The organism is Pararcticibacter amylolyticus (assembly GCF_003130405.1).
Classification (GTDB): Bacteria; Bacteroidota; Bacteroidia; order Sphingobacteriales; family Sphingobacteriaceae; genus Arcticibacter; species Arcticibacter amylolyticus.
This window is the reverse complement of the sequence record NZ_QEAS01000001.1, coordinates 2,310-28,707: the sequence shown is the minus strand read 5'-3', so window position 1 is coordinate 28,707 and position 26,398 is coordinate 2,310. Positions and strand designations below refer to the sequence as shown.

24 protein-coding genes are annotated in these 26,398 nt (G+C 44.5%); 16 read left to right on the top strand and 8 right to left on the bottom strand.

The features are described from left to right. Positions 1-44 precede the first annotated feature (44 nt). Positions 45-1,790: an aspartate--tRNA ligase gene (aspS, locus tag DDR33_RS00120; protein WP_109413737.1), complete on the bottom strand. Its 1,746-nt coding sequence runs from the start codon at positions 1,788-1,790 to the stop codon at positions 45-47. Positions 1,791-1,908: 118 nt separating this feature from the next. Here aspS and DDR33_RS00115 point away from each other — a divergent pair, with 118 nt between their 5' ends. After that, positions 1,909-2,112: a hypothetical protein gene (locus DDR33_RS00115; RefSeq protein WP_109413736.1), complete on the top strand. Its 204-nt coding sequence runs from the start codon at positions 1,909-1,911 to the stop codon at positions 2,110-2,112. A 4-nt stretch (positions 2,113-2,116) separates the two neighbouring features. On the opposite strand, the gene dapF is transcribed toward DDR33_RS00115, so the two are convergent. Continuing rightward, positions 2,117-2,926 (bottom strand): diaminopimelate epimerase, encoded by an 810-nt coding sequence (gene dapF, locus DDR33_RS00110; RefSeq protein WP_109413735.1) that lies wholly within the window; start codon positions 2,924-2,926, stop codon positions 2,117-2,119. A 244-nt stretch (positions 2,927-3,170) separates the two neighbouring features. On the opposite strand from dapF, the gene DDR33_RS00105 reads away from it, so the two are divergent. The 5 genes from DDR33_RS00105 (at position 3,171) to DDR33_RS00085 (ending at position 9,113) form a co-directional block, all read left to right on the top strand. Next, a complete protein-coding gene (locus tag DDR33_RS00105; RefSeq protein WP_109413734.1) occupies positions 3,171-4,691 on the top strand; it encodes a Do family serine endopeptidase in 1,521 nt (506 codons plus the stop codon). A gap of 82 nt (positions 4,692-4,773) precedes the next feature. Then, the gene (gene pdeM / locus DDR33_RS00100) at positions 4,774-5,412 is read left to right on the top strand and encodes a ligase-associated DNA damage response endonuclease PdeM (protein WP_238387601.1); all 639 of its coding nucleotides are present in this window, start codon (positions 4,774-4,776) and stop codon (positions 5,410-5,412) included. 102 nt (positions 5,413-5,514) lie between these two features. Beyond that, a complete protein-coding gene (locus tag DDR33_RS00095; RefSeq protein WP_109413732.1) occupies positions 5,515-6,300 on the top strand; it encodes a succinate dehydrogenase cytochrome b subunit in 786 nt (261 codons plus the stop codon). Between the two features lie 39 nt (positions 6,301-6,339). Then, the gene (locus tag DDR33_RS00090; RefSeq protein WP_109413731.1) at positions 6,340-8,274 is read left to right on the top strand and encodes a fumarate reductase/succinate dehydrogenase flavoprotein subunit; all 1,935 of its coding nucleotides are present in this window, start codon (positions 6,340-6,342) and stop codon (positions 8,272-8,274) included. Between the two features lie 68 nt (positions 8,275-8,342). Next, positions 8,343-9,113 (top strand): succinate dehydrogenase/fumarate reductase iron-sulfur subunit, encoded by a 771-nt coding sequence (locus DDR33_RS00085; RefSeq protein ID WP_202913614.1) that lies wholly within the window; start codon positions 8,343-8,345, stop codon positions 9,111-9,113. A 108-nt stretch (positions 9,114-9,221) separates the two neighbouring features. On the opposite strand, the gene DDR33_RS00080 is transcribed toward DDR33_RS00085, so the two are convergent. Both DDR33_RS00080 and DDR33_RS00075 read right to left on the bottom strand, forming a co-directional pair. Beyond that, positions 9,222-10,154: a M56 family metallopeptidase gene (locus DDR33_RS00080; RefSeq protein ID WP_146198668.1), complete on the bottom strand. Its 933-nt coding sequence runs from the start codon at positions 10,152-10,154 to the stop codon at positions 9,222-9,224. Positions 10,155-10,449: 295 nt separating this feature from the next. Continuing rightward, entirely contained in the window at positions 10,450-10,821 is a 372-nt protein-coding gene (locus DDR33_RS00075) for a BlaI/MecI/CopY family transcriptional regulator (protein ID WP_109413729.1), read from the bottom strand. A gap of 134 nt (positions 10,822-10,955) precedes the next feature. Here DDR33_RS00075 and DDR33_RS00070 point away from each other — a divergent pair, with 134 nt between their 5' ends. Then, positions 10,956-12,359 carry an MBL fold metallo-hydrolase RNA specificity domain-containing protein gene (locus tag DDR33_RS00070; protein WP_109413728.1) on the top strand — a complete coding sequence of 468 codons (1,404 nt, stop codon included), beginning with the start codon at positions 10,956-10,958 and terminating at the stop codon, positions 12,357-12,359. 11 nt (positions 12,360-12,370) lie between these two features. Here the strand turns inward: DDR33_RS00070 and DDR33_RS25660 are convergent, their stop codons facing one another. Both DDR33_RS25660 and DDR33_RS00065 read right to left on the bottom strand, forming a co-directional pair. Further along, positions 12,371-12,544, bottom strand: coding sequence for a hypothetical protein (locus DDR33_RS25660; protein ID WP_158280600.1), 174 nt, complete (start codon positions 12,542-12,544; stop codon positions 12,371-12,373). A gap of 131 nt (positions 12,545-12,675) precedes the next feature. Further along, positions 12,676-13,710: a LacI family DNA-binding transcriptional regulator gene (locus DDR33_RS00065; RefSeq protein ID WP_109413727.1), complete on the bottom strand. Its 1,035-nt coding sequence runs from the start codon at positions 13,708-13,710 to the stop codon at positions 12,676-12,678. A 303-nt stretch (positions 13,711-14,013) separates the two neighbouring features. Between DDR33_RS00065 and DDR33_RS00060 the strand changes: the two genes are divergently transcribed. The 4 genes from DDR33_RS00060 to DDR33_RS00045 all read left to right on the top strand — a co-directional run bounded on the left by DDR33_RS00060 (position 14,014) and on the right by DDR33_RS00045 (position 17,662). Further along, positions 14,014-15,357: a pectate lyase family protein gene (locus tag DDR33_RS00060; protein WP_202913613.1), complete on the top strand. Its 1,344-nt coding sequence runs from the start codon at positions 14,014-14,016 to the stop codon at positions 15,355-15,357. 13 nt (positions 15,358-15,370) lie between these two features. Then, positions 15,371-16,111, top strand: a complete 741-nt coding sequence (locus DDR33_RS00055; protein ID WP_109413726.1) for a rhamnogalacturonan acetylesterase — start codon at positions 15,371-15,373, stop codon at positions 16,109-16,111. Positions 16,112-16,141: 30 nt separating this feature from the next. Continuing rightward, positions 16,142-17,092: a pectinesterase family protein gene (locus DDR33_RS00050; RefSeq protein WP_109413725.1), complete on the top strand. Its 951-nt coding sequence runs from the start codon at positions 16,142-16,144 to the stop codon at positions 17,090-17,092. A 180-nt stretch (positions 17,093-17,272) separates the two neighbouring features. After that, a complete protein-coding gene (locus DDR33_RS00045) occupies positions 17,273-17,662 on the top strand; it encodes a PH domain-containing protein (RefSeq protein ID WP_109413724.1) in 390 nt (129 codons plus the stop codon). Positions 17,663-17,693: 31 nt separating this feature from the next. Here the strand turns inward: DDR33_RS00045 and DDR33_RS00040 are convergent, their stop codons facing one another. Beyond that, the gene (locus DDR33_RS00040; RefSeq protein WP_109413723.1) at positions 17,694-19,346 is read right to left on the bottom strand and encodes a glycoside hydrolase family 43 protein; all 1,653 of its coding nucleotides are present in this window, start codon (positions 19,344-19,346) and stop codon (positions 17,694-17,696) included. Positions 19,347-19,643: 297 nt separating this feature from the next. After that, complete coding sequence (locus DDR33_RS00035; protein ID WP_109413722.1) at positions 19,644-20,432, bottom strand: gluconate 5-dehydrogenase; 789 nt, start codon at positions 20,430-20,432, stop codon at positions 19,644-19,646. Positions 20,433-20,723: 291 nt separating this feature from the next. On the opposite strand from DDR33_RS00035, the gene kduD reads away from it, so the two are divergent. The 5 genes from kduD to DDR33_RS26545 all read left to right on the top strand — a co-directional run. Beyond that, positions 20,724-21,494: a 2-dehydro-3-deoxy-D-gluconate 5-dehydrogenase KduD gene (gene kduD, locus DDR33_RS00030; RefSeq protein ID WP_109413721.1), complete on the top strand. Its 771-nt coding sequence runs from the start codon at positions 20,724-20,726 to the stop codon at positions 21,492-21,494. Between the two features lie 43 nt (positions 21,495-21,537). After that, on the top strand, positions 21,538-22,368 hold the full coding sequence (kduI, locus tag DDR33_RS00025; protein WP_317047402.1) for a 5-dehydro-4-deoxy-D-glucuronate isomerase: 831 nt from the start codon (positions 21,538-21,540) through the stop codon (positions 22,366-22,368). Positions 22,369-22,748: 380 nt separating this feature from the next. Beyond that, positions 22,749-23,336 (top strand): RNA polymerase sigma-70 factor, encoded by a 588-nt coding sequence (locus tag DDR33_RS00020; RefSeq protein WP_109414151.1) that lies wholly within the window; start codon positions 22,749-22,751, stop codon positions 23,334-23,336. 73 nt (positions 23,337-23,409) lie between these two features. Further along, positions 23,410-24,495 carry a FecR family protein gene (locus DDR33_RS00015; RefSeq protein WP_109413719.1) on the top strand — a complete coding sequence of 362 codons (1,086 nt, stop codon included), beginning with the start codon at positions 23,410-23,412 and terminating at the stop codon, positions 24,493-24,495. 185 nt (positions 24,496-24,680) lie between these two features. Beyond that, positions 24,681-26,398, top strand: a 1,718-nt coding sequence (locus tag DDR33_RS26545) for a SusC/RagA family TonB-linked outer membrane protein (RefSeq protein WP_238387600.1), incomplete at its 3' end; no start/stop codon positions are given.

Genomic DNA, 26,398 nt, shown 5'->3' with positions numbered 1-26,398 from the left:
AAAAGGGGCATCCGCCCCTTTTTTGTTTATGGTTCTTCCGGTTTTTACACCGTTGTTTTAATACTCAGTTCTTTTAGCTGCTCATCCGATATCGTAGCAGGGGAATCGATCATGACATCTCTTCCTGAATTGTTTTTAGGGAATGCAATTACATCCCGGATAGAATCCAGTCCCGCGAAGAGAGACACCAGCCGGTCGAAACCGAAAGCGATCCCTCCATGAGGCGGCGCTCCGTACTCGAATGCGTTCAACAGGAATCCAAACTGCTTTTGTGCCTCTTCAGGAGTAAAGCCGAGATGTTTAAACATCAGAGACTGCAGGTCTTTGTTATGGATACGGATAGATCCTCCGCCCACTTCAGTACCATTGATCACCATATCATAGGCGTTGGCTCTCACTGCGCCCGGATCAGTGTCCAGCAAAGCGATGTCTTCCGGCTTCGGAGAAGTGAAGGGGTGGTGCATGGCATGATATCTACCCGTTTCTTCATCCCATTCGAGCAATGGAAAATCTACTACCCATAATGTAGAGAATTTGCTCTTATCGCGAAGTCCCAGCCTGTTACCCATTTCAAGACGAAGTTCATTGAGCTGTTTCCTTACCTTGTCTGCCGGCCCTGCCATAATCAGCATTAAATCACCTGGCTGAGAATTAAATGCTGCCGACCATTTTTTCAGTTCATCTTCACTGTAAAACTTATCAACGGAAGACTTTAATGATCCATCATCATTGTGACGGCAATATACCAGGCCTGTAGCTCCAATCTGCGGGCGTTTAACGAAGTCGGTCAGTTCGTCCACCTGTTTACGTGTGTAATGGGCACATCCACTAGCATTTATTCCAACAACAAGTTCTGCATTGTCGAATACCGGGAAGCTATGGCCCTTTACCAGGTCATTTAATTCGGTAAATAACATTCCGAAACGGGTGTCGGGCTTGTCAGAACCATACATCCGCATTGCGTCCTGGTAAGACATCCGCGGAACCGCTTCAAGTTCAATGCCCTTGAGTGTTTTAAAGAGGTGTCTGATTAATCCTTCAAATGTATTTAATATATCTTCCTGCTCAATGAAAGCCATTTCACAGTCAATCTGGGTGAACTCCGGTTGCCTGTCGGCCCTCAGATCTTCGTCCCTGAAACATTTAACAATCTGGAAATAGCGGTCAAAGCCCGATACCATCAGAAGCTGCTTAAACGTCTGAGGAGATTGCGGTAAAGCGTAAAACTCTCCCGGGTTCATACGGCTTGGAACCACAAAGTCGCGTGCACCTTCAGGCGTTGACTTGATAAGTACAGGAGTTTCGACTTCGAGGAAGTTTTGCAGATCCAGATATTTTCGGACTTCCTGAGCGGTTTTATGCCTCAGAACGAGATTGTTGCGTACCGGATTGCGGCGAAGGTCGAGATACCGGTATTTCATCCGGAGATCATCGCCTCCATCAGTATCATCCTCAATAAGAAAAGGAGGAAGCTTAGCTGTATTCAGTATTTCCAGGGCCGATACCTTGATCTCAATATCTCCCGTGGCAATCCTGGGGTTCTTGTTAGAGCGTTCAACTACCTGTCCCGTAACTTTAATGACAAATTCACGAGACAATTGCCTTGCCTGTTCACATAGATCTGTGTTTTCATCCATGTTGAACAGCAACTGGGTGATTCCGTAGCGGTCACGAACATCGATGAATGTCATTCCTCCCAGGTCCCGTGATTTCTGTACCCAGCCGGCAAGAGTTACTATCTTGCCCAGATCGTTCAGATTTAATTCGCCGCAAGTATGTGTCCTATGCATAAAATTTGTTGTTTGACCTGCAAAAGTACTTTTTTTGGTGAAGGATAAGGTTCAGTAAATGAATTTTTTCCTAAAACTACCTGCAACGGGATTTGTTTAACCGGATATAGATCTTCGTATGAAACTAAAGACCTCTCTTCTGACTGCTTTTATTTGTGCCTCGGTGATTGCCTGCAACAGTGTCCAGAAATCTGTAGACCCCACGGGGCAGAATCCTATCCCACGCGGTACCGAAAGGAATATAGATGAAGATACTATAAAAGCACCCGGAAGCGATACGAGCGGCTTAGGGCTTCCCGATAGTGTAAGAAGAGAGAAATAACTACTTAAGAGCCAGCAGGTATTTTTATTCCCCCTTCGAAGACGAATTCTGCAGGCCCCTCGAGGAAAACATTTGTAAACCGCTGTCCGTCATAGTGAAACCGGATATTCAGGTTGCCGCCAAGAACTCTTACAGGCGTACTGATTTCTCCTTTTTGACCGTTTTGCTTCGCCATAGCAAGAGCTACGGCTGTAACGCCGGTACCGCATGCGTATGTTTCATCTTCCACTCCTCTTTCGTAGGTTCTGACAAAGTACCCTTCTCCCTCAGGTTCCACCAGATTGACATTAATTCCTTTTTCTTTATACCGGTCGTTGTATCTGATCTTTCTGCCTTCGGCAAAAACGTCCGCTGAAGCTAGTTCTGAAGTCCTGCACACATAATGAGGAGAGCCAGTATTCAAAACGAAGGCATCTCCGTCATTTTTAATTTCGTCTACATCTATCATTTGCAGGCTAACCCAGTCGCCTGATCCTGAAATTGTGGCATAGTGAGGGCCGTCGACTGCCAAAAAGTTAGTTTCTTCGCCGATAACCCCGAGATGTCTGGCGAAAGCCACTATGCACCGTCCCCCGTTTCCGCACATGCTGCTTGGGTTTCCGTCAGAATTATAATAAACCATTTCAAAGTCGTACCCTTCTTTCGTCTGCAGGAACATCATTCCATCTCCTCCGATCCCAAACCTTCTGTCACAAAGCGCGGCGATAAATGCAGGATTATGATGATTTACAGCCATATTACGGTTGTCTACCAGAATAAAGTCGTTTCCGGCCCCCTGGTATTTATAGAAATGAAGTGTTGAGATGTCAGACATGAGAATTGAGTTTCGCTGCACTTTTTATATTTAACGGAACAGGATGTAAAGATAACAAAAGCTCTTTACAACCCTTAAACTTTGCTCATATGTCAAATCCGGTGCCTGACATCCGAATCTATCTTTAACATTTTTTAACACAAATTGCAATACCAAGGAGTTGCATAATCAGTTTTAGTGGTATTACTTTTGAACAAAGGAATTTGAATAAGTAAATAAGAAACACGCATAGAAAAAATAAAGTATGAGAAAGACAGGAATAACTCTTCTTACTGCATTTTTTGGAGGTGCAGTAGCAATAGGCGGATATAAGCTTGTCGAAAGCAACAATACCGATAAGATGGGTATTGAGGACAAGCAGAAAGTTTATTTTGCCAGTAATCCAATGAATGTATCGTCCGCAGGCGATGTCGATTTTGTTCAGGCAGCAGCTGCTGTAACACCGGCAGTCGTTCACATCCAGACCACCTATGAAGGAAAGGGCCGGGACGCCGGCGGCGGGGATCCTTTTGAGGATATGTTCAGAGACTTTTTTGGCTCTCCGAGGAACGCCCAGCGACCTCCGGCAATGGCGTCGGGATCCGGCGTGATTGTAACTGATGATGGTTATATCGTCACAAACAATCACGTAGTGGAAGATGCCACTAAGATTGAGGTGATACTGCCCGATAACCGTTCTTTTCAGGCTAAGGTTATCGGACGTGACCCTAATACCGACTTAGCACTTATTAAAGTGGCCGGTACAAAGTTGCCTGTGGTTAAACTCGGGAACTCTGATAATGTACAGGTTGGAGAATGGGTGCTCGCAGTTGGTTATCCGCTTACCTTAAATACAACTGTAACCGCAGGTATAGTAAGCGCAAAGGGGCGTGCAATCGGTATCCTTGGTCAGGATGAGTCGGAAGGCCGTAATTTCGACCGCAACCAGCCGAGGGTCAATTCGGCAATTGAGTCGTTTATACAAACGGATGCAGCTATCAACCGCGGTAACAGCGGTGGTGCACTGGTGAATACAAGAGGCGAGCTCATTGGTATCAATGCTGCAATTGCTTCCCAGACCGGATATTATGCGGGCTATGGATTTGCTATTCCGGTTAATCTGGCCAAGAAGATCATGGACGACTTCATCAAATACGGTGCTGTACGCCGGGGTTTTGTTGGAGTGACCTTCCAGGAACTTAATTCAAGCCGTGCAAAAGAACTTGGTGTAAACGAGATCAGCGGTCTTTATGTCAATACAGTCGTTGAAGGCGGGGGAGCAGCAGCTGCCGGAATTAAAAAAGGGGATGTGATCACCAAAGTTGACGGAGCAAGGATCATGGGCTCGTCTGATCTGCAGGAGAGGGTAGCGAGACTGCGTCCCGGTGATAAGGTTCAGCTTACTTACGTACGCGACGGAAAAGAACGTACCGTATCCGTAACGCTTAAAGGCGAGGATGAAGTGAAAATAGCAGGTGGAAGTGGCCGGTCAGCGGAGGAATTGTATAACAGGCTGGGAGCCAGTTTCTCACCTCTGCCTTCAGCTCAGAAACAGCGCTATAATATTAGCTCAGGTGTAGTCATCACCGAGGTAAGACGGGGTGGTGTTTTTGCTGAGAACGGGATAGAGAAGGGCACCATCATTACCAGCATCAACGGTAAAGCTGTTGGTAAACCCGATGATATTGATGCTGCTCTTTCATCAAGCAGGAACAATATGATCCGCCTGAACGGAATTTCACCTGATGGATCGAGGATCATGATGACGTTCCCTGTTACCAATTAAGAGGATAATAAATGTCAAATAAGAGGCCTCCTGTGAAAGCAGGGGGCTTTTTTGGTATATTTGGAGGATGATGACGGCGGGAATGAAATGGGAGCTGCTCGGCCAGGAAATTATCCTTTTTCCTCAAAAAGCAATGTACTGGGCAGAAGAGAGGGCCTTGATTGTCGCCGACCTGCATATCGGGAAGGTCGGCCACTTCCGGAAGGCCGGGATCGCGATACCTAAGCTGCTCGAGCAGGAAGACCTTGCTGTGCTTTCAGATCTCGTAAACCTTGTGAAGCCTGAAAAGATCATTTTTCTGGGAGATCTTTTTCACAGTGATATCAATAATGACTGGGACTGGCTTAAGCTGTGGTGCGAGCTTTTCAGCAGCACTGAAATGATCCTGGTCAGGGGGAACCATGATATCCTCCACGATAAATATTACAGGGAAGCCGGCTTTACAGTCTGTGAATCGTTGCATCTCTCTCCGTATATTTTCTCGCATGAACCTTTAGAAAAGTCCGGTAATGGCTATGTTATAAGCGGGCACATACACCCCGCTGTCCGGCTGCGGGGGAAAGGCCGGCAGTCGCTCATTTTACCATGCTTTCATTTTGGTGAAAAACAAGCTGTTCTGCCCGCATTCGGTCGTTTTACCGGTAACTGCTGTATCGCTGTCAACCAGGCTGATATCACTTTTGTAGTGATGAAAGATAAGATTATGATGCTTTCATCTTAGATTTGTTCTAAATAACTTAAATAAAATGTTAGATAGCAAAATAGGTCATATTATTGCGTCCATAATAATACTTTTGTACCACAATCAAATAAATGAAAGGTAATGAGCAGTTTCACTAAAGCTTTCTCGTCGACGTTAGGGAAGAAATTGATCATGAGTTTGACAGGCTTGTTCTTATCCCTGTTTCTCATTATCCATCTTCTTGGTAATCTACAATTATTTAAACACGATGGGGGCAAAGCGTTTAATGAGTATTCCTACTTTATGACGCATTTTGCACCTATCAAAATCATCTCTTATCTATTATATCTATCTATAGTATTGCATGCTGTTTATGCCCTGGTTATTACTATTGGTAATGGAAAGGCAAGAAAAGTAAAGTATGCCGTTTATAAAGGTTCTGCAAACAGTTCCTGGAGCTCAAGGAATATGGGGATCCTCGGGACGGTTTTACTGGTCTTCATTGTATCTCATATGAGCAACTTCTGGGCTGAATATCACTGGGGAGGCCTTCCGTACGCAAAATATGAAATGAGCCTTACAAATCCTGAGGATGTGAAGGTGACCAATATTCCGTATGAAGGAAAGCCATTGGTTCATTCAGAGTATGTAGATACCCAGGCAGGTACACAAGTGGTAGTTGCAAAGGACCTCTATATACTGGTAATGGAGCTTTTCAAGAAAGAATGGTATGTAGCTCTCTATGTGATTTCTATGATCGCGATGGGCTTTCACTTATACCACGGTTTCCAGAGCGGATTTCAGACCCTGGGCTGGGATCATAAAAAGTATAAGCCAATAATTGATGTTCTGGGCCTCTGGGTGTTCGGTATCATCATTCCCGCAGTTTTTGCGGCGATGCCTCTTTACGTTTATTTTTTCAAATAGAATGAATCACCCCGTAAGGGACAATAAAATATTTCTGAAATGGTATTAGATTCAAAGATTCCTGAAGGCCCTTTGGCAGAGAAGTGGTCAAAACATAAATTCAATCTGAAGCTGGTTAACCCTGCGAACAAGAGAAAGTATACTGTCATCGTTGTAGGTACTGGTCTTGCCGGAGCATCTGCTGCTGCCTCACTGGCAGAGCTGGGATATAACGTAAAAGCGTTTTGCTATCAGGATAGCGCCCGCCGTGCTCACTCCATTGCGGCTCAGGGCGGTATCAATGCGGCGAAAAACTACCGTAATGACGGGGACAGCGTTTACCGGCTTTTTTATGATACAGTAAAAGGAGGAGACTATCGCGCACGGGAAGCCAATGTGCACCGGCTTGCCGAAGTTTCTGTAGATATTATCGACCAGTGTGTGGCCCAGGGTGTTCCGTTTGCGCGTGAATACGGAGGCCTGCTTGATAACCGTTCTTTCGGGGGAGCTCAGGTTTCCCGTACATTCTATGCCCGCGGTCAGACAGGACAGCAGTTGCTGCTCGGTGCTTACTCTGCCTTGAATCGTCAGATTCATGAAGGGAAAGTGAAGATGTACAACCGCCATGAAATGCTTGATCTCGTGGTTGCAGACGGTAAGGCGCAGGGTATCGTGACCCGTAACCTGCTCACTGGTGAAGTTGAAACATTTGCCGGCCATGCAGTTCTGCTGTGTACAGGAGGATATGGAAACGTATTCTATCTGTCCACGAATGCGATGGGCTGTAACACCACAGCTATCTGGCGCTCATATAAGAAAGGTGCCTTCTTTGGAAATCCTTGCTTTACCCAGATTCACCCAACCTGTATTCCGGTAACGGGAGACCATCAGTCTAAGCTTACCCTCATGTCCGAGTCATTACGTAATGACGGAAGAGTTTGGGTGCCTAAGACCAGGGAGATGGCTGAGAGGCTTCGTAAGGGTGAAATCAAGGTCTCAGACATTAAGGAAGAAGACCGGGATTACTTCCTGGAACGCAAGTATCCTTCCTTTGGTAACCTCGTTCCGCGTGACGTAGCTTCACGTAATGCCAAGGAAGCGGCTGATGACGGACGTGGCGTTGGTGCATCCGGCAAAGCTGTATTCCTCGATTTTGCTGAATCTATTCAGCGTTTAGGCCGGGCTGCTGTAGAAGCAAAGTATGGAAACCTGTTTGATATGTATTATCAGATAACGGATGAAAATCCATACGAGATGCCGATGCGTATTTATCCTGCTGTTCACTATACCATGGGCGGACTTTGGGTGGATTATAACCTGATGACTACAATTCCGGGATTATATTGCCTGGGAGAGGCTAACTTCTCGGACCACGGAGCGAACAGACTGGGTGCTTCAGCACTGATGCAGGGACTTGCCGACGGTTATTTCGTTATTCCTTACACTGTGGGAGATTACCTGGCTACAATCGGACCCAAACCTGTAGATAACTCTCATCCGGCATTTGCGCAGGCTAAGAAAGATACTCAGGACCGCATCAACAAGTTCCTCTCAATGAAAGGAACCAAAACTGTCGACGAATATCACCGGGATCTCGGACATATTATGTGGGAATACTGTGGTATGGCCCGTAATGAAGCCGGATTGGCAAAAGCCAAGCAAATGATTCGCGAACTGCGTGAGGATTTCTGGAAAAATGCAATTGTTCTTGGTGAAAACGAGGAAATGAATATGTCCCTTGAGAAAGCCGGACGTGTGGCTGACTTCCTGGAACTGGCAGAACTAATGGTTGACGACGCCAGGGAGCGTAAAGAATCCTGCGGCGGGCACTTCCGTGAAGAAAGTCAGACAGAAGAAGGTGAAGCAAAACGTGATGACGAAAACTTTGCTTATGTATCTGCATGGGAATACAAAGGAGATGATGCAGCAGCAGAGCTTCACAAGGAGCAGTTAATCTTTGAAAACGTCAAGTTAACACAAAGAAGTTATAAATAGAGTATTGAGAGATTAGAAAGTGAGACATTCGTCTGGCTTCTGATCTCAATCTCAAAACTAAAAATATTATGAGCGGAAACATGAATTTAACCCTGAATGTCTGGAGACAAAAGAACGTCGCCGATAAGGGCAGATTTGTAACATATAAAGCTGATGACATTTCTCCCGATATGTCATTTCTGGAAATGCTGGATGTGGTGAATGAGAGATTAGTGAAGAAGGGGGAGGATCCGATTCATTTTGATCACGACTGCCGTGAAGGTATCTGTGGCATGTGTTCTCTTTATATTAATGGTCGTCCTCACGGGCCAAAGAGAGGGATCACTACCTGTCAGCTCCACATGAGGAGCTTCCATGATGGTGAAACCATCACCATTGAACCCTGGAGAGCTGAAGCCTTCCCGGTGATCAAGGATCTTGCAACAGACAGAACTGCCTTCGACAGAATCCAGGAAGCAGGCGGTTTCGTTTCAGTTAATACAGGAGGAATTCCTGATGCAAATGAAATCCCGATTCCTAAAGTAATAGCCGACGAAGCGTTTAATTCTGCCACATGTATTCAGTGCGGGGCTTGTGTGGCTGCATGTAAAAATGCATCAGCAGCCTTATTCGTTTCTGCTAAGATATCGCAGTTGGCGTTGTTACCACAGGGACAGCCGGAAAGATATCGCCGTGTTCAGGCAATGGTTGCTCAGATGGATGCAGAAGGCTTTGGAAGCTGTACCAATACCGGGGCTTGCGAGATAGAATGTCCGAAGGGAATTTCTTTAACAAATATTAACAGAATGAGGCGCGATTATTTTACAGCCAAATTTTTTAAAGAAGAAGAAATTAACTAATTTTGTGCCACGAGGCAAGGAGGAAACTTTAAGAGCCCTGATGCATTTGCGCAGGGCTCTTATTTTTTTAATGGCTTTTTGTACGAAATAACGTTCTTTCGCCTGCTACTATTGCTTCGGAGGAGTAGAGGTTTCCGGTTTGGGCTGAACCATGATAGGAAGTGTATACATTACCCTGACCGGCTTCCCGTTTTGGGTGCCGGGTACCCATTTAGGCGAGTTTTTTAGCATCTTTACCGCCTCTTCTCCCAATCCGTTACCCAGGTCGCGCAGAACCCTTATCCCATTCAGACTCCCATCTTTTTCCACGACAAAATTGATGATCAATCTGCCGGTTATCTTGTTTTTCTGAGCCTCCAAAGGATATTTGAATTCTTTTGAGACGTACTGATAGAACATCGGCATGCCTCCCGGGAAATTGGGTAGAACATCAATGGCTGCAAAATCGTGGATGGATGTATCGCCCGCTGCTGTGCTTTTTCCTGCAGTATCTACATTTATTCTTGTTTTGCGGATCACTGAGCCGGCGTCCAGTGTTGCGGAGGAAAAGATGATCATCAGGAGAAACAAGGGCGCAGTCAGCCCATATTTTATCAAGGCAGATTTTTTTGATTTTGTTTTGGTTAGCATAATTATCCTTTTTTTTAGGAGTGATTCGTTAAAGAAATTGTTAGCGAGGAAAGATGCCGGAGTGCCCAGGGTTTCGCCAAGCAGCAATAATGAATAGTCGGACACGCTGCCTGCTTTCTTTACAGCAGAGCCGTCAGCAATAAATTCGTGTACCGACCGGATAGACTTTTTGTATAAGTAAGTAACCGGGTTGAACCAGTTAACAGCTGAAATAAGCTCAAATAAAATAATATCTGCTGAATGCCATTGCTTTACATGGATTTCTTCATGCTTCATGACAGGCTCTTTAACCTTGATATGATCCGGAACGACAATCCGGTGGAAGAACGAATAGGGCTGCGTAGCCTCCGATGGACGGTAGCGTAAAGCACTGAAGAGCCGCAGGAGAAATCTGCCCAAAAACAGCGCCATGCCTGAGACATAAATAACTAAAAGCCAGTTCGTATCGTTTTGCTCCTGTAAAAGTACGTTCGCCGGCGTTAAATAGATAGTCTTAACGGACCTGGCCGCCTGATACACTGTATTCGTTATGAAATAGGACCGGATATGGTCAGACTGTATTAAGGGGATTATAAAGGAGAAGGTGCCCGAACCTACCAGGACGATCCTGTTTAACGTGAAATAGTTTCATTCCGGAGAAAAATGAAATAGAACGCATAGAAAAGTGTCAGGTAAACATTCACCTGAACCAGGTAAGCAAACCATGTCATGATTTTTTATTTTTGAGGTCTTCAATAAGTTTCAGAATTTCATCAGCTTCGTTCAGGTCAATCTTCTCTTTTTTTACGAAGAAAGAAAACATCTTTTCTATCGAATTACTGAAATAGTTGGTCAGCAACTTTTCGGTAGCAAAGCTCTTGTATTGTTCTTTACTGATCACCGGGAAGTACCGGTGACTCTTTCCAAAAGCCTCATGATCCACAAAGCCTTTTGTTTCAAGGATCCGGATGATAGTTGAAACCGTATTATACGCCGGTTTGGGTTCCGGCAATGCATCGATTACCTCCTTTACAAAGGCCTTCTCCAATTTCCATAAAACCTGCATGATCTGCTCTTCTGCTCTCGTTAACTCTTTCATAGCCCGTATGCTTAAATGATAAGTTAAAGGTATAATTGAATATTTAGTTATACAACTATTCTTTTAGTTTGTATGATTCCAAACTTAAAATTCACTGGCGTGTTGTGTGTAAACCTTTATCAGAAGATACATTTATGACGATAACGTTTCATGGTGCTGCCAGATGTGTAACCGGCAGCAAACACTTAATAAAGTTGAACAACGGTACTCAGATTCTGCTTGATTGCGGCCTTTTCCAGGGAATGGGAGAAGAAACAGAGGACCTTAACGGACATTTTGGATTTAACCCTGCAAAGGTGGATTATCTTATATTGTCTCATGCGCATATCGATCATTGTGGTTTAATTCCCAGGATGGTTGCCGAAGGGTTTAAGGGGACGATCTTCAGCACAGCACCGACGATGGACCTGGCACGGGTGCTTTTGGATGACTCAGCAGGAATCCAGCAGCAGGAAACAGAATCCATAAATGAAATGCGGACCAGGCGTGGTTTATCTCTTTTCAAGCCGCTTTACACGGAAGAGGATGTGATGGAAGCCATGAGGCTTTTTAAAATAGTTGACTATAATACCGATTTTGAGATCGAGCCCAGGATCAAGCTTCGCTTTACCGACGCAGGGCATGTGATCGGAAGCGCCGCCGTGCATTTGACAATTCTCGAAGATGCGAAATATACCCAGCTCACATTCAGTGGAGACGTAGGCCGGTATGGCGATTTGCTGCTGAAGAACCCGCAAAGCTTCCCACAGGCAGACTATATTATTCTCGAATCCACTTATGGTGACAGCTTTCACCAGGATATGGAGCCACTTGAAGAACGTTTACAGGAGATTATAAATCAGACCTGTAACCTGAAGGGAGGAAAGCTGGTTATTCCCGCATTCAGCGTCGGGCGGACACAGGAATTGCTGTATGCCCTCAACTCGCTGGAGTTAAGGGGACTTTTGCCTGATTTTCCCTATTATGTAGACAGTCCGCTTTCCCAGAAAGCAACACAAGTTTTAAGGGAACATACGGATGTCCTCAACCGCGGGGTTAAAGAAGTAATGAAACAGGATGATGATGTCTTTAAATTTAAAGGGCTGAAGTTTATCCAGTCGGTAGAGGAATCCCGGGCTCTTGTTAACGATCCGCGGCCCTCTGTTATTATTTCCTCTTCAGGGATGGCCGAAGCCGGACGGGTAAAACACCATATAAGGAGTGTGGTGAGCAACGACAGGAACACTATTCTCATGGTAGGCTACTGCGAACCGTCTTCATTAGGCGGAGAGCTGATCAGAGGGAAAAAGGTGGTTTCAATTTTTGGAGATGAATATGATGTGAGGGCAGAAGTACGGGTCATAAGATCTATGAGTGCCCACGGAGATTGTGATGATCTTCTTAAATTTCTTTCCTGCCAGGACCCTGAAAAGGTAAAAGCCCTGTATCTCGTTCACGGGGAGTATGACACTCAGACCGTCTTCAGGAACCGTCTTTTAGATATTGGCTTCAAAGAAGTCCGTATTCCCGGACAACACCAGATGGAAGAGCTGGAATAAGCAGCACGGACTTAGAATATTGCCTGTACCACACCCGTCCATGAGGGCATCCTGAAATAAGAGGCTGCTTCATACTTTTCGGGATTCAACTCTGGCTTTGCATAGCTTATGGTGAGCACGATGGCCAGGATCACCGGAACCAGTAGTATAATAAAGGGGGATATTGAGTTAGTTGCTGTTTTCATTTTGCTGTTATTGATAATCAAAGCAACAGCAACTTTCCCTTATTTGAAAATTAATTAGACTAAGTGCATAGAATATTAGATGAACGGCAGTTTTTGGCACCTCAACAGAAAACGGCCGTTCGTCGAATAATTTACCCTGAAATCCTGTGACTGTTGGTGAAGATCAGTTCAGTATTGAAGACCTTCGTCTGGAATTCTTCGACAGGCCTTTTGCTTTCTATAAGCTGCAGCAACAGTTCAGTAGCTGTTTTTCCCATGTCAAACGCAGGCTGTCTCACAGCAGTAATGGAAGGAGAAAATAAGTCGACAACATTTGCATTCGTAAAACCGGCAATAGCAATGTCTTCCAGGTGTGCAGGAGCAAGCTTCTTAATTGCCATCAGGCAGAAAAGGCTAAGCTTATCCTGGGCAATAAATATAGCCTCAGGAGGTTCAGGCAACTCGAATAGTTCACGTATTGCCTGGTCTATTTCTTCCTGCTCAATCCCCTGCGACTTCCCATGTTTCACATAGTCCTCATTAAACGGCAGCTGGTATCTTTGAAGAGCGGCCTTATATCCCTCAAGTCTTTCCCTGGTAATGGATAAATGTGAGGCATTCGTAATATGAGCAATCCGTTTATGCCCCAGGCTGATCAGATACTCAGTAGCTTCGAAAGAGCCTTTCAGGTTATCTGCAATAACCCGGTGAGTATGAATCTCCTCGGTGATCCTGTCAAAGAACACCATCGGCAACCCTTTATCGTGAAGAGATTTGAGATAAGAAATATCCGAGCTCTCAGAAGAAAGGGAGATCAGCAATCCATCAACGGAGCGCGATGCCAGGTGTTCAACGTTCATCACTTCCCGGTCAAAGCGCTCATGGCTTTGAGTAATAATAACATGATAGTCCCGGTTGTATGCCACAGACTCAACACCATTAATTGCCTGCGAGAAGAAGTTGTTTGCAATCTCAGAGACCACAACACCTATTGAATGACTCCTTCGCTCTTTCAGGCTGAGTGCAATGGGATTAGGACGGTAATTAATTTTCTCGGCGTATTCAAGAACAATCTTTTTTGTTTCTTCACTAATCTCATACCCTCCTCTTAACGCTCTGGAGACGGTTGATGTTGAAAGCCCTAACGCTTTCGCTATATCCTTAATAGTTACCGTATTGAACTTCATCTGAATTTTAGAACGATTTTCTAAAACGCTAATATACTTATATATATTGACAAGAAGGAATCGCCAAGCCGTCTGACCCTGCTCTGTCTTACAACTATAACGATTGCGGGAACGATTGCATAAATATAGTTTAATCATCCGGGTACAACTATCACTGCAAAAACCTAATATTGTTTGTAATTGCTTATAAACCAGATACTCGTAAACTTATAAAAATAGCATTGGGGCTTAAAAACAAAATATTTTTCCGATAAACCGGGAGAGTAAACAGTGTTTTTTAGCGTGGGTAACAGCTAAAATGAAATGGAAATTAATCTTTTAGGAACTTTAAGGCTCGTAACAACAATGTTGCTCCTCGGTGGAGCATCGTACCCGGTTTGTGCACAAAGTCCGGCTGCATTCCCCGGCGCAGAAGGCTTTGGCAGACATGCCAGCGGAGGGAGAGGGGGCCGGGTAATATATGTCAGTAACCTGAATGATGCAGGCGAAGGCAGCCTGAGAAAAGCCATACAGGCCAAGGGGCCAAGGACCATCATCTTTTCTGTCTCCGGAACCATTGCCCTTGAGGGGCCTCTGGATATCAATAACGGGGATGTCACCATTGCAGGACAATCAGCTCCTGGTGACGGCATTTGTATTAAGAACTATCCGGTAAGTATAAAAGCCGATAACGTAATCATCCGCTATATGCGTTTCCGGATGGGAGATGAAAAGAAAGTCGAAGCAGATGCTCTGGGAGCCAACAAAGGCAATAACAATATTATCATTGATCATTGCTCCATGAGCTGGGCAACGGATGAATGTGCCTCTTTCTATCATAACCGGAACTTTACGATGCAATGGTGTATCATAGCAGAAAGTCTCAATTCATCCGTCCACGCAAAGGGGGAACACGGGTATGGCGGGATCTGGGGAGGAGAGGGAGCGTCTTTTCATCATAACCTGATCGCCAGTCATAAAAGCCGTACACCCCGCTTTAGCGGCTCCTCAACCACTCCCAACTCAAAGGACGAACTGGTGGACTTTAGAAATAATGTTATTTATAACTGGGAAATAAACAGCGTATACGGGGGAGAGCGCGGACGGTATAATGTCGTGAGCAACTATTTTAAAGCAGGCCCTGCCACTCTTGCCTCCAAGAAGCAGCAAATACTGAATCCCTGGTCGCCATACGGGCAGTTTTATTTGTGCGGGAATGTTCTGGAGGGCAATAAGAAGGTTTCAAAAGATAACTGGACAGGAGTCAAAGCTGATCACCCCGATTCTGCAAAAACAGAACAAGCCTTTACTACGGAGGCTGTTGGATGCCAGGATGCCGCAAAAGCGTACGCAAGCGTACTGAAACTTGCAGGGGCAAGCTTTAGACGGGATAAGGCGGATGTCCGCCTTACCGAAGAAGTCAGGACCGGAAGTTCCGCAGCCGGCAAACTGAAAAACGGAATTATTGATTCGCCCAAAGATGTGGAGGGCTGGCCGGAACTCAGGTCTCTTCCTGCTCCGTTGGATTCGGACAAGGATGGAATTGCTGACGAATGGGAAAAGAAGAACAACCTGAACCCGTCTGATCCGGCTGATGCCGCCGGATACACACTTAGTAAGGAGTATACCAATATTGAAGTGTATTTAAACAGCTTAGTACTTAAATAAACAGATAAATAGAATGAACAGGAAAATCTTTCTCTTTTTGTTTTCCATCGTATTAATGTCATTCGCATTAATACAAAATCATAAAATCACCGTGTGGATGATAGGAGATTCCACTATGTCCGTAAAGCAGCCAAAAGCTTATCCTGAAACGGGGTGGGGCATGCCGTTTTCAACGTTCTTCAACAAGAAAGTAACCGTAGACAACCGGGCGATGAATGGCAGAAGCACTCTCTCGTTTATCAATGAAAAACGCTGGCAGGCTGTTTACGATAATCTGAAGGAGGGCGACTATGTCCTGATAGAATTTGGCCATAATGATGAAAAGATCAATAAGCCGGGAGTTGGAACCACTATAGAACAGTATAAGGCGAACCTTGCAACCTTTGTCAGCGAAGCACGTGCAAAGAAAGCCATTCCGGTATTGATGACCCCTATTGTGCGCCGCAACTTCCAGAACGGCAAATTAACCGATACTCATCTCGGTTATCCTGATGCGGTCAGAAAAGTGGCCGACAGCCTCCATGTACCGCTGGTCGACATGCAGAAAAAGACAGAAAGATTGTTAAGTTCTTTGGGGGATGAAGGCTCTGTGAAGTTATTCAACCACGTACCTCCAGGTACGGAAAACTATCCCGACGGAAAAAAAGACGACACCCACCTCAGCCCCGAAGGAGCGAAGCAAATCGCACTTCTGGCTGCTGAGGGCTTAAAAGAAGCGAAAGTTGAGCTGGTTCGCTATTTAAGAGAAAAGTAAATTTGCCGTCCCTTTGTTATAGTGAATCCTATGAAAGTATTCTTATTTTTTCTTTTTAGTATTTTATGCGGGCCTGCATTGCTAAGTGCGCAGGAAAGACATTTTACCGTCGCACAGGACGGGAGCGGAGATTTTAAAACAGTGCAGGAAGCCATTAATGCCGTGCCCGATTTTCGGAAGGTACAGACAGTCATCTTTATTAAGAATGGCGTCTATAAAGAGAAACTGCTTCTGGCGCCATCGAAAAGGATGGTAAGGCTGATTGGCGAGAGCCCGGACAAAACGATCCTCACCTACGATGATTACGCGTCAAAAAAGAACCGGTTCGGCGAAGAAATGGGAACATCTGGCTCTGCCAGTTTTTACATTTATGGTGATGACTTCAGTGCCGAAAACATCACTTTCGCGAATTCCTCGGGGCCGGTGGGGCAGGCTGTAGCCGTTTGGTCAGCAGGCGACAGGATGAAATTTAAAAATTGCAGATTCCTGGGATTCCAGGATACGCTCTATACGTATGGGTATGGCAGCCGGCAGTACTTTTTCAATTGTTATATTGAAGGTACTGTAGATTTCATATTCGGATCCTCAACAGCGGTATTTAAGGATTGTGATATTTTCTGCAAAAAGCAAGGGTATGTAACGGCTGCTTCCACGCCCGATTCGGTAAAGTATGGCTATGTTTTTATGAACTGCAGGATAAGGGGAGACGGTTCAGTAAACTCCTTTTATCTGGGAAGGCCCTGGCGCCCGTTTTCTAAAGTGGTGTTTATGAATTGCGACCTTGGAAAGCACATTCGCCCCGAAGGCTGGCATAACTGGGACAAAGTGAGCAATGAGAAAACTTCATTTTATGCTGAGTATAATAACCGGGGTGAAGGGTTCCGGCCGAAACAGCGCGTTGCCTGGTCGCATCAGTTGACAAAAGAGGAGGCAGGGGAGTACACGTTAGAAAAGGTGTTCCGCGGCTGGAATCCAGAATAGAACGCTTCGCACTTTATGCCGTGCCAGCATACTGACCCCTTGCGTTTTATGTAATGCATCTAAAGTGATCATGATCATTTTTTTAGTCTTAAATTGTTACTATATATGTATAATACAATTAGACTAAAGAATGCGGACATTTAAGGATGCCCGGTTTAAATAAACGAAAAGTTATAAACCATGATGACCTACAAAAGCAAGATGGGGCTTTGGGCGTATATTTACATCGTCTTTTTTCTCGCTCTTACCGTATATTTTTGGCTGACAGGCGATCTTCTGGCGGGAGCCATTTTTACGGGTGTTTGCGCTTTGCTGCTCTGGTTTTTTCTTAATATCAGTTATGTGTTAACCCAGGAAGAACTGTTGGTCAGGCCTTTTGGCCCTTCCATCCCTTTAAAAGATATTACAGCAGTAGATGCTCATGGTAAATATCATTTCATGGCATCTCCTGCTCTTTCCCTTAAAAGGTTGAGAATTAAGTACAAGGGCTCTGAGGTCTTTATATCACCTAAAGATGAGGCTCTGTTTGTCGGAGAGCTGAAAGCCCGGTGCGAAAATATCATCCGTTGATCCTCATCTCCGGTATACTGGCCGGCCCCGATCACCAGACCGCATCAATTCTGAACCAATCGTAGTCAGCCCATCCGGAATCGTTGATCTGCGTTTCCCTCGTGGCGTAAATCCCGAGTTTAGCTCCGATCCATTTTCCGGGTGTTGCCGGAAAGACATCGCCGGTATTGATGTATTTCTTATTATCGGTACTATAACTAAACTGGCATTTTGCGCCATTGCGGACTGTCACGCGAAGATATACTTCTCCTGATGCTAGTTTAGTAATAATTGTTTCTTTTTCCGGATTACCTTTTTCAGCGTTGTTGCTAACGCCGTGTACCAGATACAAACCGTCTTTTTTACTTCGGATACTGATCCCCGCATAGCTCAGGCCCATCACCACAAGCCCGGTTCTTTCATTCTCCAGCTTAGGATTAGGGCTGAAGGTAACTTTAGTTGTTGCCATAAACTCGTCAGCAGGGAATTTCTGCATCAGTATATTGGGGACATCCCAAAGGTTCTTAGCGCCATTGGGCACCTGATGAGTATACAATTTCAGCGTTCCACTGATAGGAGCCATGAAAGACCATGTCGCGAGGGGATTGGCCTGCCACTGCCATTGAAGGCCCGGCCTGAGGTCATTGAACTCATCGCTTTCAGCGGGTGTTGCAGCCGGATAGCTTTTACTTACGTTAGGTTTTCTGTAAGTGAGCACAGGTTCGCCTTTTCCGTCGCCGTCCTTATCAATCCCGATTACCGGCCAGTCTTTCACCCATTTCATTGGTTGCAGATGTACTACACGGCCGTAAGCTTCTTTATCCTGGAAGTGCAGGAACCAGTCTTCCCCACCCGGTGTATCTACCCAGGCTCCCTGATGAGGTCCGTTGACAGGAGATTTTCCCTGATCCATCACCACTTTGCGTTCGTAGGGGCCATAGATGTTCTTTGAGCGAAGTACCAGCTGCCATCCTGTTGAAACGCCTCCGGCAGGGGCGAAGATATAATAATAACCGTTTCTCTTATAAAACTTTGGCCCTTCGATAGTCGGGTCACTTTGATGCCCGTCGTATACAATAACACCCTCGTCAAGGGTTTTCGAACCATCCTCATTCAGTTGCTTCACCGCAATGACACTCTTTATTCCGGCGCGGCTGCCCGCATAGGCATAAACGAGATATACTTTCCCATCTTCATCCCACAGCGGACAAGGATCTATGAGGCCTTTTCCGGCTTCCACCAACAGGGGGTCAGACCAGGGGCCTTCCGCCTTTTTAGCTTTGGTAAGATAAATGCCAAAATCAGGATCGGGGTAATAGATATAGAATTCGTTATTATGATAGCGGATAGACGGAGCCCAAACACCGTTGCCATGCTGTGTTTTCTCAAACACATCGAAAGGAGGCTGACGTTTCAGCGCGTGGGTTAGAATGGTCCAGTTTACCAGGTCCTTTGAATGAAGGATAGGGAGGCCGGGAACAGCATCGAAACTGGAAGCTACCATGTAAAAGTCATCCCCCACGCGCACCGCATCAGGATCTGAATAATCGGCATTCAGAACCGGGTTTTTATAATTCCCGTTTCCCAGGTCGGCCACCCATACTTTTGAGGCCAGCTTATCTTCGCCTGTTTTAATTCTATTTTGTTGTGCAAAGGCGCTTACACCGAGGAAAAACAGTGATATACAAATGCTCAGTTGCTTCATGATCTTGTCTGTTGATTAATGAGTTCAATTGCCTGGTGGAGAGCCATCGCCCGTTCATTTAGTTTATTATCCATCTGTTAGTTTCTGAAGTTTACAATTAGCAAGGCTCACAGCAAGATTAATAAGTTTAGCCAGGCAAACGAACAAAAGAGATAGAAATTTTTGTGCAATCGTTCCCGGTTTTTACCGCTGCACATAATGAAGCCGGATTCATGTGAAATCCGGCTTAACTTTGGAAGTAAATAAACGTGATAAGGAGAAGCTCCGGGTGACCGGAGTTTCCCCTTTTAAAATATTTTATTCGTTTGCAGCTTTACCGAGAGATGCAAGGATCCCTCCGTCTACGTAAAGAATATGACCGCTTACGAAATCAGAAGCTTTAGAAGAAAGGAAGATCACAGCTCCCTGAAGGTCCTCCTGCTCGCCCCAGCGTGCAGCAGGAGTACGGCTGATAATAAAATCATTGAAAGGATGTCCGTCTACACGGATAGGCGCAGTCTGTGAAGTGGCAAAGTAACCAGGACCGATACCATTTACCTGGATGTTGAACTGAGCCCATTCAGTTGCGAGGTTCTTGGTCAGCATTTTCAGCCCGCCTTTTGCAGCTGCATAAGCACTAACTGTATTTCTGCCTACTTCGCTCATCATCGAACACATGTTGATAATTTTACCGGCACGTCTTTCAATCATGTATTTTCCAATCACCTTAGCCATAATGAAAGGACCGGTAAGGTCGATCTTCAATACCTGTTCCCAGTCGGCAACTTCCATTTCTACAACGGGAATTCTTTTGATGATACCGGCATTGTTTACCAGGATATCGATCGGGCCTATTTCCTTTTCAATTTTATCAACGTGAGCTTTAACGGCAGCTTCATCAGTAACATCAAACACAAATCCATGTGCTTTGATTCCGTTTGCTGCATATTCCTGAATGGCACTGTCCAGCTTTTCCTGAGAAATATCGTTAATAATTATTTCAGCACCTGCTTTTGCGAGACCAGTTGCCATAGCCATTCCGAGGCCGTGTGTTGCACCTGTTACCAGTGCTCTTTTACCTGTAAGATCAAAAAGTGAAAGTGACATATTTGTGGTTTATTTAATATTCAAGAATTAAAAATTAGTCTTTTGAATTGAGCTTTCAGGCGTTGGTCTCCGAAACTCATCCGTTTAATTAAGCAGAGCAAATATAGAGCGATATTTAAAATATTTAATAAAAATCTTTTTCACTTTTTTCTAAAGAGCAGCTTTTTAATGCAAAATTTCAAATACACATCAGCCAATAGCGATTAAGGTTAATGCTTTATTAAAACGAAGATCGGTGTTCCATATCTTATCTATAAACGCTAATTTGCGGCCGCATTAACCTCTTAAATTATGGGCAACAATTCTTTATTTGATCTGTCAGGAAAAATTGCGCTGGTGACGGGCTGCAACCGGGGGATAGGAAAGGCCATGGCAGTTGCCCTGGCTGAAGCCGGAGCCGATATTATCGGTGTTTCTTCTTCCATTGCTTTAAGCGGCAGCGAAACAGAACAGGCAGTGACTGCAAGGGGCAGGCAGTTTAAGGCCTACCAGTGCGATCTGAGCAACAGGCTGTCTGTGTACGGTTTCCTGGAAAAGGTGCTCGGTGAAAATGAGAGGATTGATATCCTGCTGAACAATGCCGGAACCATTATGCGCCAGCCTGCTGCTGAGCATTCTGATGAATATTGGGACAAGGTAATTGATATCAATCTGAACAGCCAGTTTCTGATCACCAGGGAAATTGGATCAAGAATGCTGAAACAAGGAAAGGGAAAGATTATTTTTACTGCGTCATTGCTGACATTTCAGGGAGGAGTGAATGTTCCCGGATATGCAGCAAGTAAAGGAGCTATCGGGAGTCTGGTGAAGGCGCTGGCAAATGAATGGGCATCGAAAGGAGTAAATGTAAATGCCATTGCACCCGGGTATATTTCGACTGATAATACGGAAGACCTGAGGAACGATCCCGAGCGCAGCAATGCGATCCTCGGTCGTATTCCGGCAGGCAGATGGGGCGAACCGGAGGACTTCAGAGGGCCGGTGGTTTTCCTTGCATCCAGTGCTTCCGATTATGTGCATGGGACAATCCTGACAGTAGACGGCGGATGGATGGGACGATAAAGAGAATTAAGTTGACTATAAATAAATTAGTTTTAATATGATAATGAATCAGAGATACGCGCAGAGCCCTAAAGAGGTGGCGGGATTGAATACCGCGGAGCTCCGTGCAAACTTTTTGCTGGAAGACCTGATGCAGGCTGATCAGTTCAGTTTTACGTATTCGCACTATGACAGAGCGATAATCGGCAGTGTAGCACCTGCTAACGAAGTGCTTGAACTTCCGGTATACGAGAATCTTCGAGCTGATTATTTCCTGGAAAGACGCGAGTTAGGAGCTATTAACGTTGGCGGCGACGGAGAAGTGATTGTTGACGGAACAACATACCAGGTTAATAAGCTTGATGCCGTTTATGTAGGTAAAGGAACTAAGTCGGTTCAGTTTAAAAGTGTTTCTGCCGGAAACCCCGCAAAGTTCTTTTTATACTCTGTTCCTGCGCACAAGGAATTCCCTCATCAGCTGATTAAAAAGGAAGACGCATTCCCTACTACTATTGGAAGTAAAGATACAGCCAACGAAAGAACTATTTATAAGTACATCCACCTGGAAGGAGCAAAAAGCTGTCAGCTGGTGATGGGCTTAACGATATTAAGTACCGGTTGTGTTTGGAATACAATGCCTTCACACGTCCACGACCGCAGGATGGAATCTTATTTCTATTTTGACGTTCCTGAAAATCAGGTGGTATTCCACTTCATGGGCCAGCCCCAGGAAACACGTCACCTGGTAGTTCAGAATCACCAGGCTATTATATCTCCTCCATGGTCAATACACTCTGGCGGCGGTACTTCTAACTACGGCTTTATCTGGGCTATGTGCGGTGAAAACCTCGTGTACTCTGATATGGATGCTGTAGCGATTAAAGATTTACGATAAACGTAAATATCCGGGATATCCCGGAATAAAGAAGGAGGATATTTCTGAAGAGGAGATATCCTCTTTTCTTTGGAAGCAAGTGTCCTGCAAGGTAACTATTAATTCGCTTTCTTATTTTAGCATTCTTTAATCCCTAATCAGCCGGCGAGATCTTTAAAGTATTAAAGAATATGTATTAAGAAGTCTGGGTGTCCAGAAGAGATAGACTGTTACATAACCTTTCGATCCATTTGTGATTAGGTCTGTTTCACTTTTTTTCTTTTATTTGCAGTAACAATAGAATAAACGTAGATTAGGAAAGGGTTCTAAACAATTATAAGCCAGACATTCTGTTCTTAGGTTTATGATTCAATTCTTGAGTTCACGGTATGAAAGGGGAAATGAAGGATTTTAACGAAGGGCTTGAAGATCTGCAATTGCGGATTTCAAAGGGGGATCAGCGTGCATTTGAGATAGTTTATCTTCGGTACTACAGAAAACTTGTTGTTTTTTCAAAGAACTTTCTGAAATCCAGGGAACATGCGGAAGAAGTGGTGGAGGATGTTTTTGTAAAGCTCTGGAGTAAAAGAGAAGAGATCATCTATATCCAAAACCTAAACGTTTACCTTTATTCAGCAACGAAGAACAAATCACTTAATGCTCTGTCCTCGAATGCAGCAAGATTTGTCACGGAAGCACTGGATATTGCGGATCATGATAGTATTGCTGAAGGTTCAACACCCCACGACCTATTAGTTACCTCCGAAGTAATGCAATCTGTACAGAGAGCGATGGATCTTTTACCCGAAAGGTGCAGAATAATTTTCCAGTTAGCACGCGAGGACGGATTACGGTATAAGGAAATAGCCCAGATCCTGAATATCTCTGTTAACACGATTGATGCCCAGATGGCTATCGCGGTGAAGAGACTTTGTGCCTCTCTTGGGGTAGAAAAGGACCGGAAAGCGCCTGTTGTTCAGGTAAAATAAAAAAACTGTAAATTTCTTTAGTAGATTATCTTCTTACGCCTGTCTTTACTATAAACCAGGATATAAATCCTAAATGGACACTGACGACAGGATATGGATATTAATGGCCCGGACACTAAGTGGCGAGGCTAATCAGGCGGAAGTTGAAGAACTTTCTGTGTGTTTCAAACACGACCCTGAGTTGCGCCGGCAATATCTGGTGATGAAAGAACTATGGGGACTTGAATCTGACCCTTACGACACTATCGCTGACACAGGCAACGAAAAAATACATGTCAGGAATATCCTGAAGCGAGCGGAAGAAGAAAGGGTAGAAGAGGATGAGACCGATGAAGCTCCGAAGACTATATGGCGGTTTTTTACCGGCAAATCTATGCAGCTCCTGTATGCCGCCTCTATAGCAGTTGCTGCCATATTGTTTTTTTATCATAAACCAGTTGCTTCTCCAGCAGAAAAGGGAGAGGAAGTGGTAGCTGTTAAAAATGGTTCCAGAACGAAGATCCTCCTTCCTGACGGGACGAGCGTTTGGTTAAACGGCGATTCTAAACTTTTTTACGACTCCACCTTTAACGGAAAGGTTAGGAGGGTAAAGCTTGTGGGAGAGGCATTTTTTGATGTCGCAAAGAAAGTTAATCAGCCATTTATTGTTGAAGCGGGCGACATTCGGATAAGAGTTTTGGGTACGGCATTCAACGTAAAGTGCTATAAAGACGACAAGAACATCGAGACGACGCTTCTTAGAGGCAGTGTTGAAGTTTCCAAGAACGGAGAAGAATCCATTGCAGCGTCCAGGATATTACTGAAGCCTAATCAGAAACTAATTGTACCTGCCGAGGAAGATCTTTCGCTGTTGCCCGAAAAGAAAGACTTTAAGGTTTTAAACCTGGATGATAAACTGAAAGAAGATGAGCATATAGAGACTTCCTGGGTGTATAACCGCGTAGAATTCAGGGGGGAGACCTTTGAAGAACTGGCAAGGAAACTTGAACGGTGGTATGATATTAAGATAGTATTTGAAGACGCCGGAGTAAAGCAGATCAAACTTAACGGATCGTTCGAAAAAGAGACGATTGAGGAAGCTTTTCTTGCAATGCAGAAAGTTGCCTCGTTTAAATTTAAAATATATGGGCGCGAAATATTTATTAAATCATCTGAATAATCTGACTCCCGGTTAAGGGAAAAAACGGAGAATGGTGACGCATCCTCCGTTCAATAAAGATTAAATTTTTGAAGTGGAACCCCAACTGTGACGGGCTGGGTATGTTTAATTTAACCTAATGTAAAAGTATGAAATGTTTTTTTACGATTTCAGAAAAATCGTTATTACAAAAACTTGTCCTATCCATGAAACTAACCATCTTGCTGATCTTCATTTTTACAGTCTCTGTGTCAGCGGCAGGTTTTTCTCAGAATAAGATAAACCTGGAGGTAAAGAAGTCGGCGATAGCGAGTATAATCAGCCAGATTGAAAGCCAGACATCTTACAGGTTTCTTTATAACGAGAACCTTGAAGGAATAAGAAATAAAGTTTCCGTAACTCTTTCCGGTGCTACTATTGATGCCACCATGGGAGAATTGTTAAAAGGAACCGATCTGACGTATCAGATCCTTGAGAATAACCTGATCGTGATCAGGAATAAGGCTGAATCTTTAGCCGATATTTCGGTTACGGGAAAAGTTGTTGACGAAAAGGGTGAGGAGCTTATCGGAGTATCCGTTAAAGTAAAGGGTACGACCCGCGGAGCATCCACTGATGTAACCGGAAGTTTTAAGCTAACCGCCCCGGAAAATGCTACTCTGATTTTCACTTATGTAGGCTATCAGACCACAGAAGTGCCTTTGCAGGGAAAAAAGACTCTGAGAGTGGTACTGAAAGGCTCGAATAGTCAGTTAGATGAGGTGGTGGTTATTGGGTATGGTACTGTTAAGAAAAAGGATTTAACGGGACCGGTATCTTCTGTAAATGCAGATGTCATTGCAGCTGCTCCAGTATCTTCAGCCCTTGAAGCTATATCAGGAAGGGTATCCGGAGTCCAGATCACAACAACGGAAGGGTCTCCGGACGCTGAAATGGTGGTAAGAGTGAGAGGAGGAGGATCTATCACGGGAGATAATTCTCCTTTATATATTGTCGATGGATTCCCTTTAAGTTCGATCTCAGATATTGCACCTGCGGATATTGAATCTATTGATATTCTTAAAGATGCATCTTCTACTGCGATCTATGGATCAAGAGGGGCTAATGGTGTAGTAGTTGTTACGACAAAGAGTGGAAAAGCTGGCAAGACAAGTATCAGCTATAATGCGTTCACCGGGATTCGGAATTTAGCAAAAAAGCTTGACGTGCTATCTCCGTACGACTATGTATCGTGGCAATATGAGCGCGCTCTGCTTGATAACAATAGCTTGAGTGATTACACTAAATATTTTGGAAATTTTCAGGATATAGATCTCTACAGAAATCTGCCGGCGAATGATTGGCAAGAAATGGTGTTTGGGCGGACTGGAACTACTTTTAATCAAAATTTAAATATTAGTGGAGGAGGTGAAAAAACCAAATTCAGCGTAAGTCATAGTTTCGTGAAGGATAAGGCTATTATGCAGATGTCTGGTTTTGAAAGGCAGAACCTCAACTTTAAATTAAATCATAAACTATATGACCGTCTCAGTCTGGATTTAGGATTGCGTTATGCTAATACTAAAACGGAAGGAGGGGGTGCGAATGAGCAGAACGAGAAATCATCAGCGGATTCACGTTTGAAAAATGCCATGATTTACCCTCCTATGCCTGTATTTGGACTTACAAACTCTACCGATACAGATCCTGATTTTAATCTTATTAATCCACTGGTGTCTATCTCGGATAACGATCAGTATGTTGATCGTAAAACCTATAACCTAAATGGGGCGCTGACATATACCGTGATTGATAATTTAAATTTGCGATCGGAAGTTGGTTATGACGGATATAGAAATGATCAGGATAGATTTTACGGGACTACAACTTATTATGTCACAAATAACGTTGGCGAAGCATCTAAAGGTCTCCCTGCGGTAATCTT

Bases quoted from the DNA above. Each gene is read 5' to 3' on its own strand.
- DDR33_RS00085 (WP_202913614.1), top strand. From the start codon at position 8,343: ATGAGCGGAAACATGAATTTAACCCTGAATGTCTGGAGACAAAAGAAC.
- DDR33_RS00055 (WP_109413726.1), top strand. From the start codon at position 15,371: ATGAACAGGAAAATCTTTCTCTTTTTGTTTTCCATCGTATTAATGTCA.
- DDR33_RS00115 (WP_109413736.1), top strand. From the start codon at position 1,909: ATGAAACTAAAGACCTCTCTTCTGACTGCTTTTATTTGTGCCTCGGTG.
- kduD (WP_109413721.1), top strand. From the start codon at position 20,724: ATGGGCAACAATTCTTTATTTGATCTGTCAGGAAAAATTGCGCTGGTG.
- DDR33_RS00090 (WP_109413731.1), top strand. From the start codon at position 6,340: ATGGTATTAGATTCAAAGATTCCTGAAGGCCCTTTGGCAGAGAAGTGG.
- kduI (WP_317047402.1), top strand. From the start codon at position 21,538: ATGAATCAGAGATACGCGCAGAGCCCTAAAGAGGTGGCGGGATTGAAT.
- DDR33_RS00070 (WP_109413728.1), top strand. From the start codon at position 10,956: ATGACGATAACGTTTCATGGTGCTGCCAGATGTGTAACCGGCAGCAAA.
- DDR33_RS00045 (WP_109413724.1), top strand. From the start codon at position 17,273: ATGATGACCTACAAAAGCAAGATGGGGCTTTGGGCGTATATTTACATC.
- DDR33_RS00015 (WP_109413719.1), top strand. From the start codon at position 23,410: ATGGACACTGACGACAGGATATGGATATTAATGGCCCGGACACTAAGT.
- DDR33_RS00050 (WP_109413725.1), top strand. From the start codon at position 16,142: ATGAAAGTATTCTTATTTTTTCTTTTTAGTATTTTATGCGGGCCTGCA.
- DDR33_RS00075 (WP_109413729.1), bottom strand. From the start codon at position 10,821: ATGAAAGAGTTAACGAGAGCAGAAGAGCAGATCATGCAGGTTTTATGG.
- DDR33_RS00095 (WP_109413732.1), top strand. From the start codon at position 5,515: ATGAGCAGTTTCACTAAAGCTTTCTCGTCGACGTTAGGGAAGAAATTG.
- DDR33_RS00060 (WP_202913613.1), top strand. From the start codon at position 14,014: ATGGAAATTAATCTTTTAGGAACTTTAAGGCTCGTAACAACAATGTTG.
- DDR33_RS25660 (WP_158280600.1), bottom strand. From the start codon at position 12,544: ATGAAAACAGCAACTAACTCAATATCCCCCTTTATTATACTACTGGTT.
- DDR33_RS00040 (WP_109413723.1), bottom strand. From the start codon at position 19,346: ATGAAGCAACTGAGCATTTGTATATCACTGTTTTTCCTCGGTGTAAGC.
- DDR33_RS00065 (WP_109413727.1), bottom strand. From the start codon at position 13,710: ATGAAGTTCAATACGGTAACTATTAAGGATATAGCGAAAGCGTTAGGG.
- dapF (WP_109413735.1), bottom strand. From the start codon at position 2,926: ATGTCTGACATCTCAACACTTCATTTCTATAAATACCAGGGGGCCGGA.
- DDR33_RS00105 (WP_109413734.1), top strand. From the start codon at position 3,171: ATGAGAAAGACAGGAATAACTCTTCTTACTGCATTTTTTGGAGGTGCA.
- DDR33_RS00035 (WP_109413722.1), bottom strand. From the start codon at position 20,432: ATGTCACTTTCACTTTTTGATCTTACAGGTAAAAGAGCACTGGTAACA.
- pdeM (WP_238387601.1), top strand. From the start codon at position 4,774: ATGAAATGGGAGCTGCTCGGCCAGGAAATTATCCTTTTTCCTCAAAAA.
- aspS (WP_109413737.1), bottom strand. From the start codon at position 1,790: ATGCATAGGACACATACTTGCGGCGAATTAAATCTGAACGATCTGGGC.
- DDR33_RS00020 (WP_109414151.1), top strand. From the start codon at position 22,749: ATGAAGGATTTTAACGAAGGGCTTGAAGATCTGCAATTGCGGATTTCA.
- DDR33_RS00080 (WP_146198668.1), bottom strand. From the start codon at position 10,154: ATGGCGCTGTTTTTGGGCAGATTTCTCCTGCGGCTCTTCAGTGCTTTA.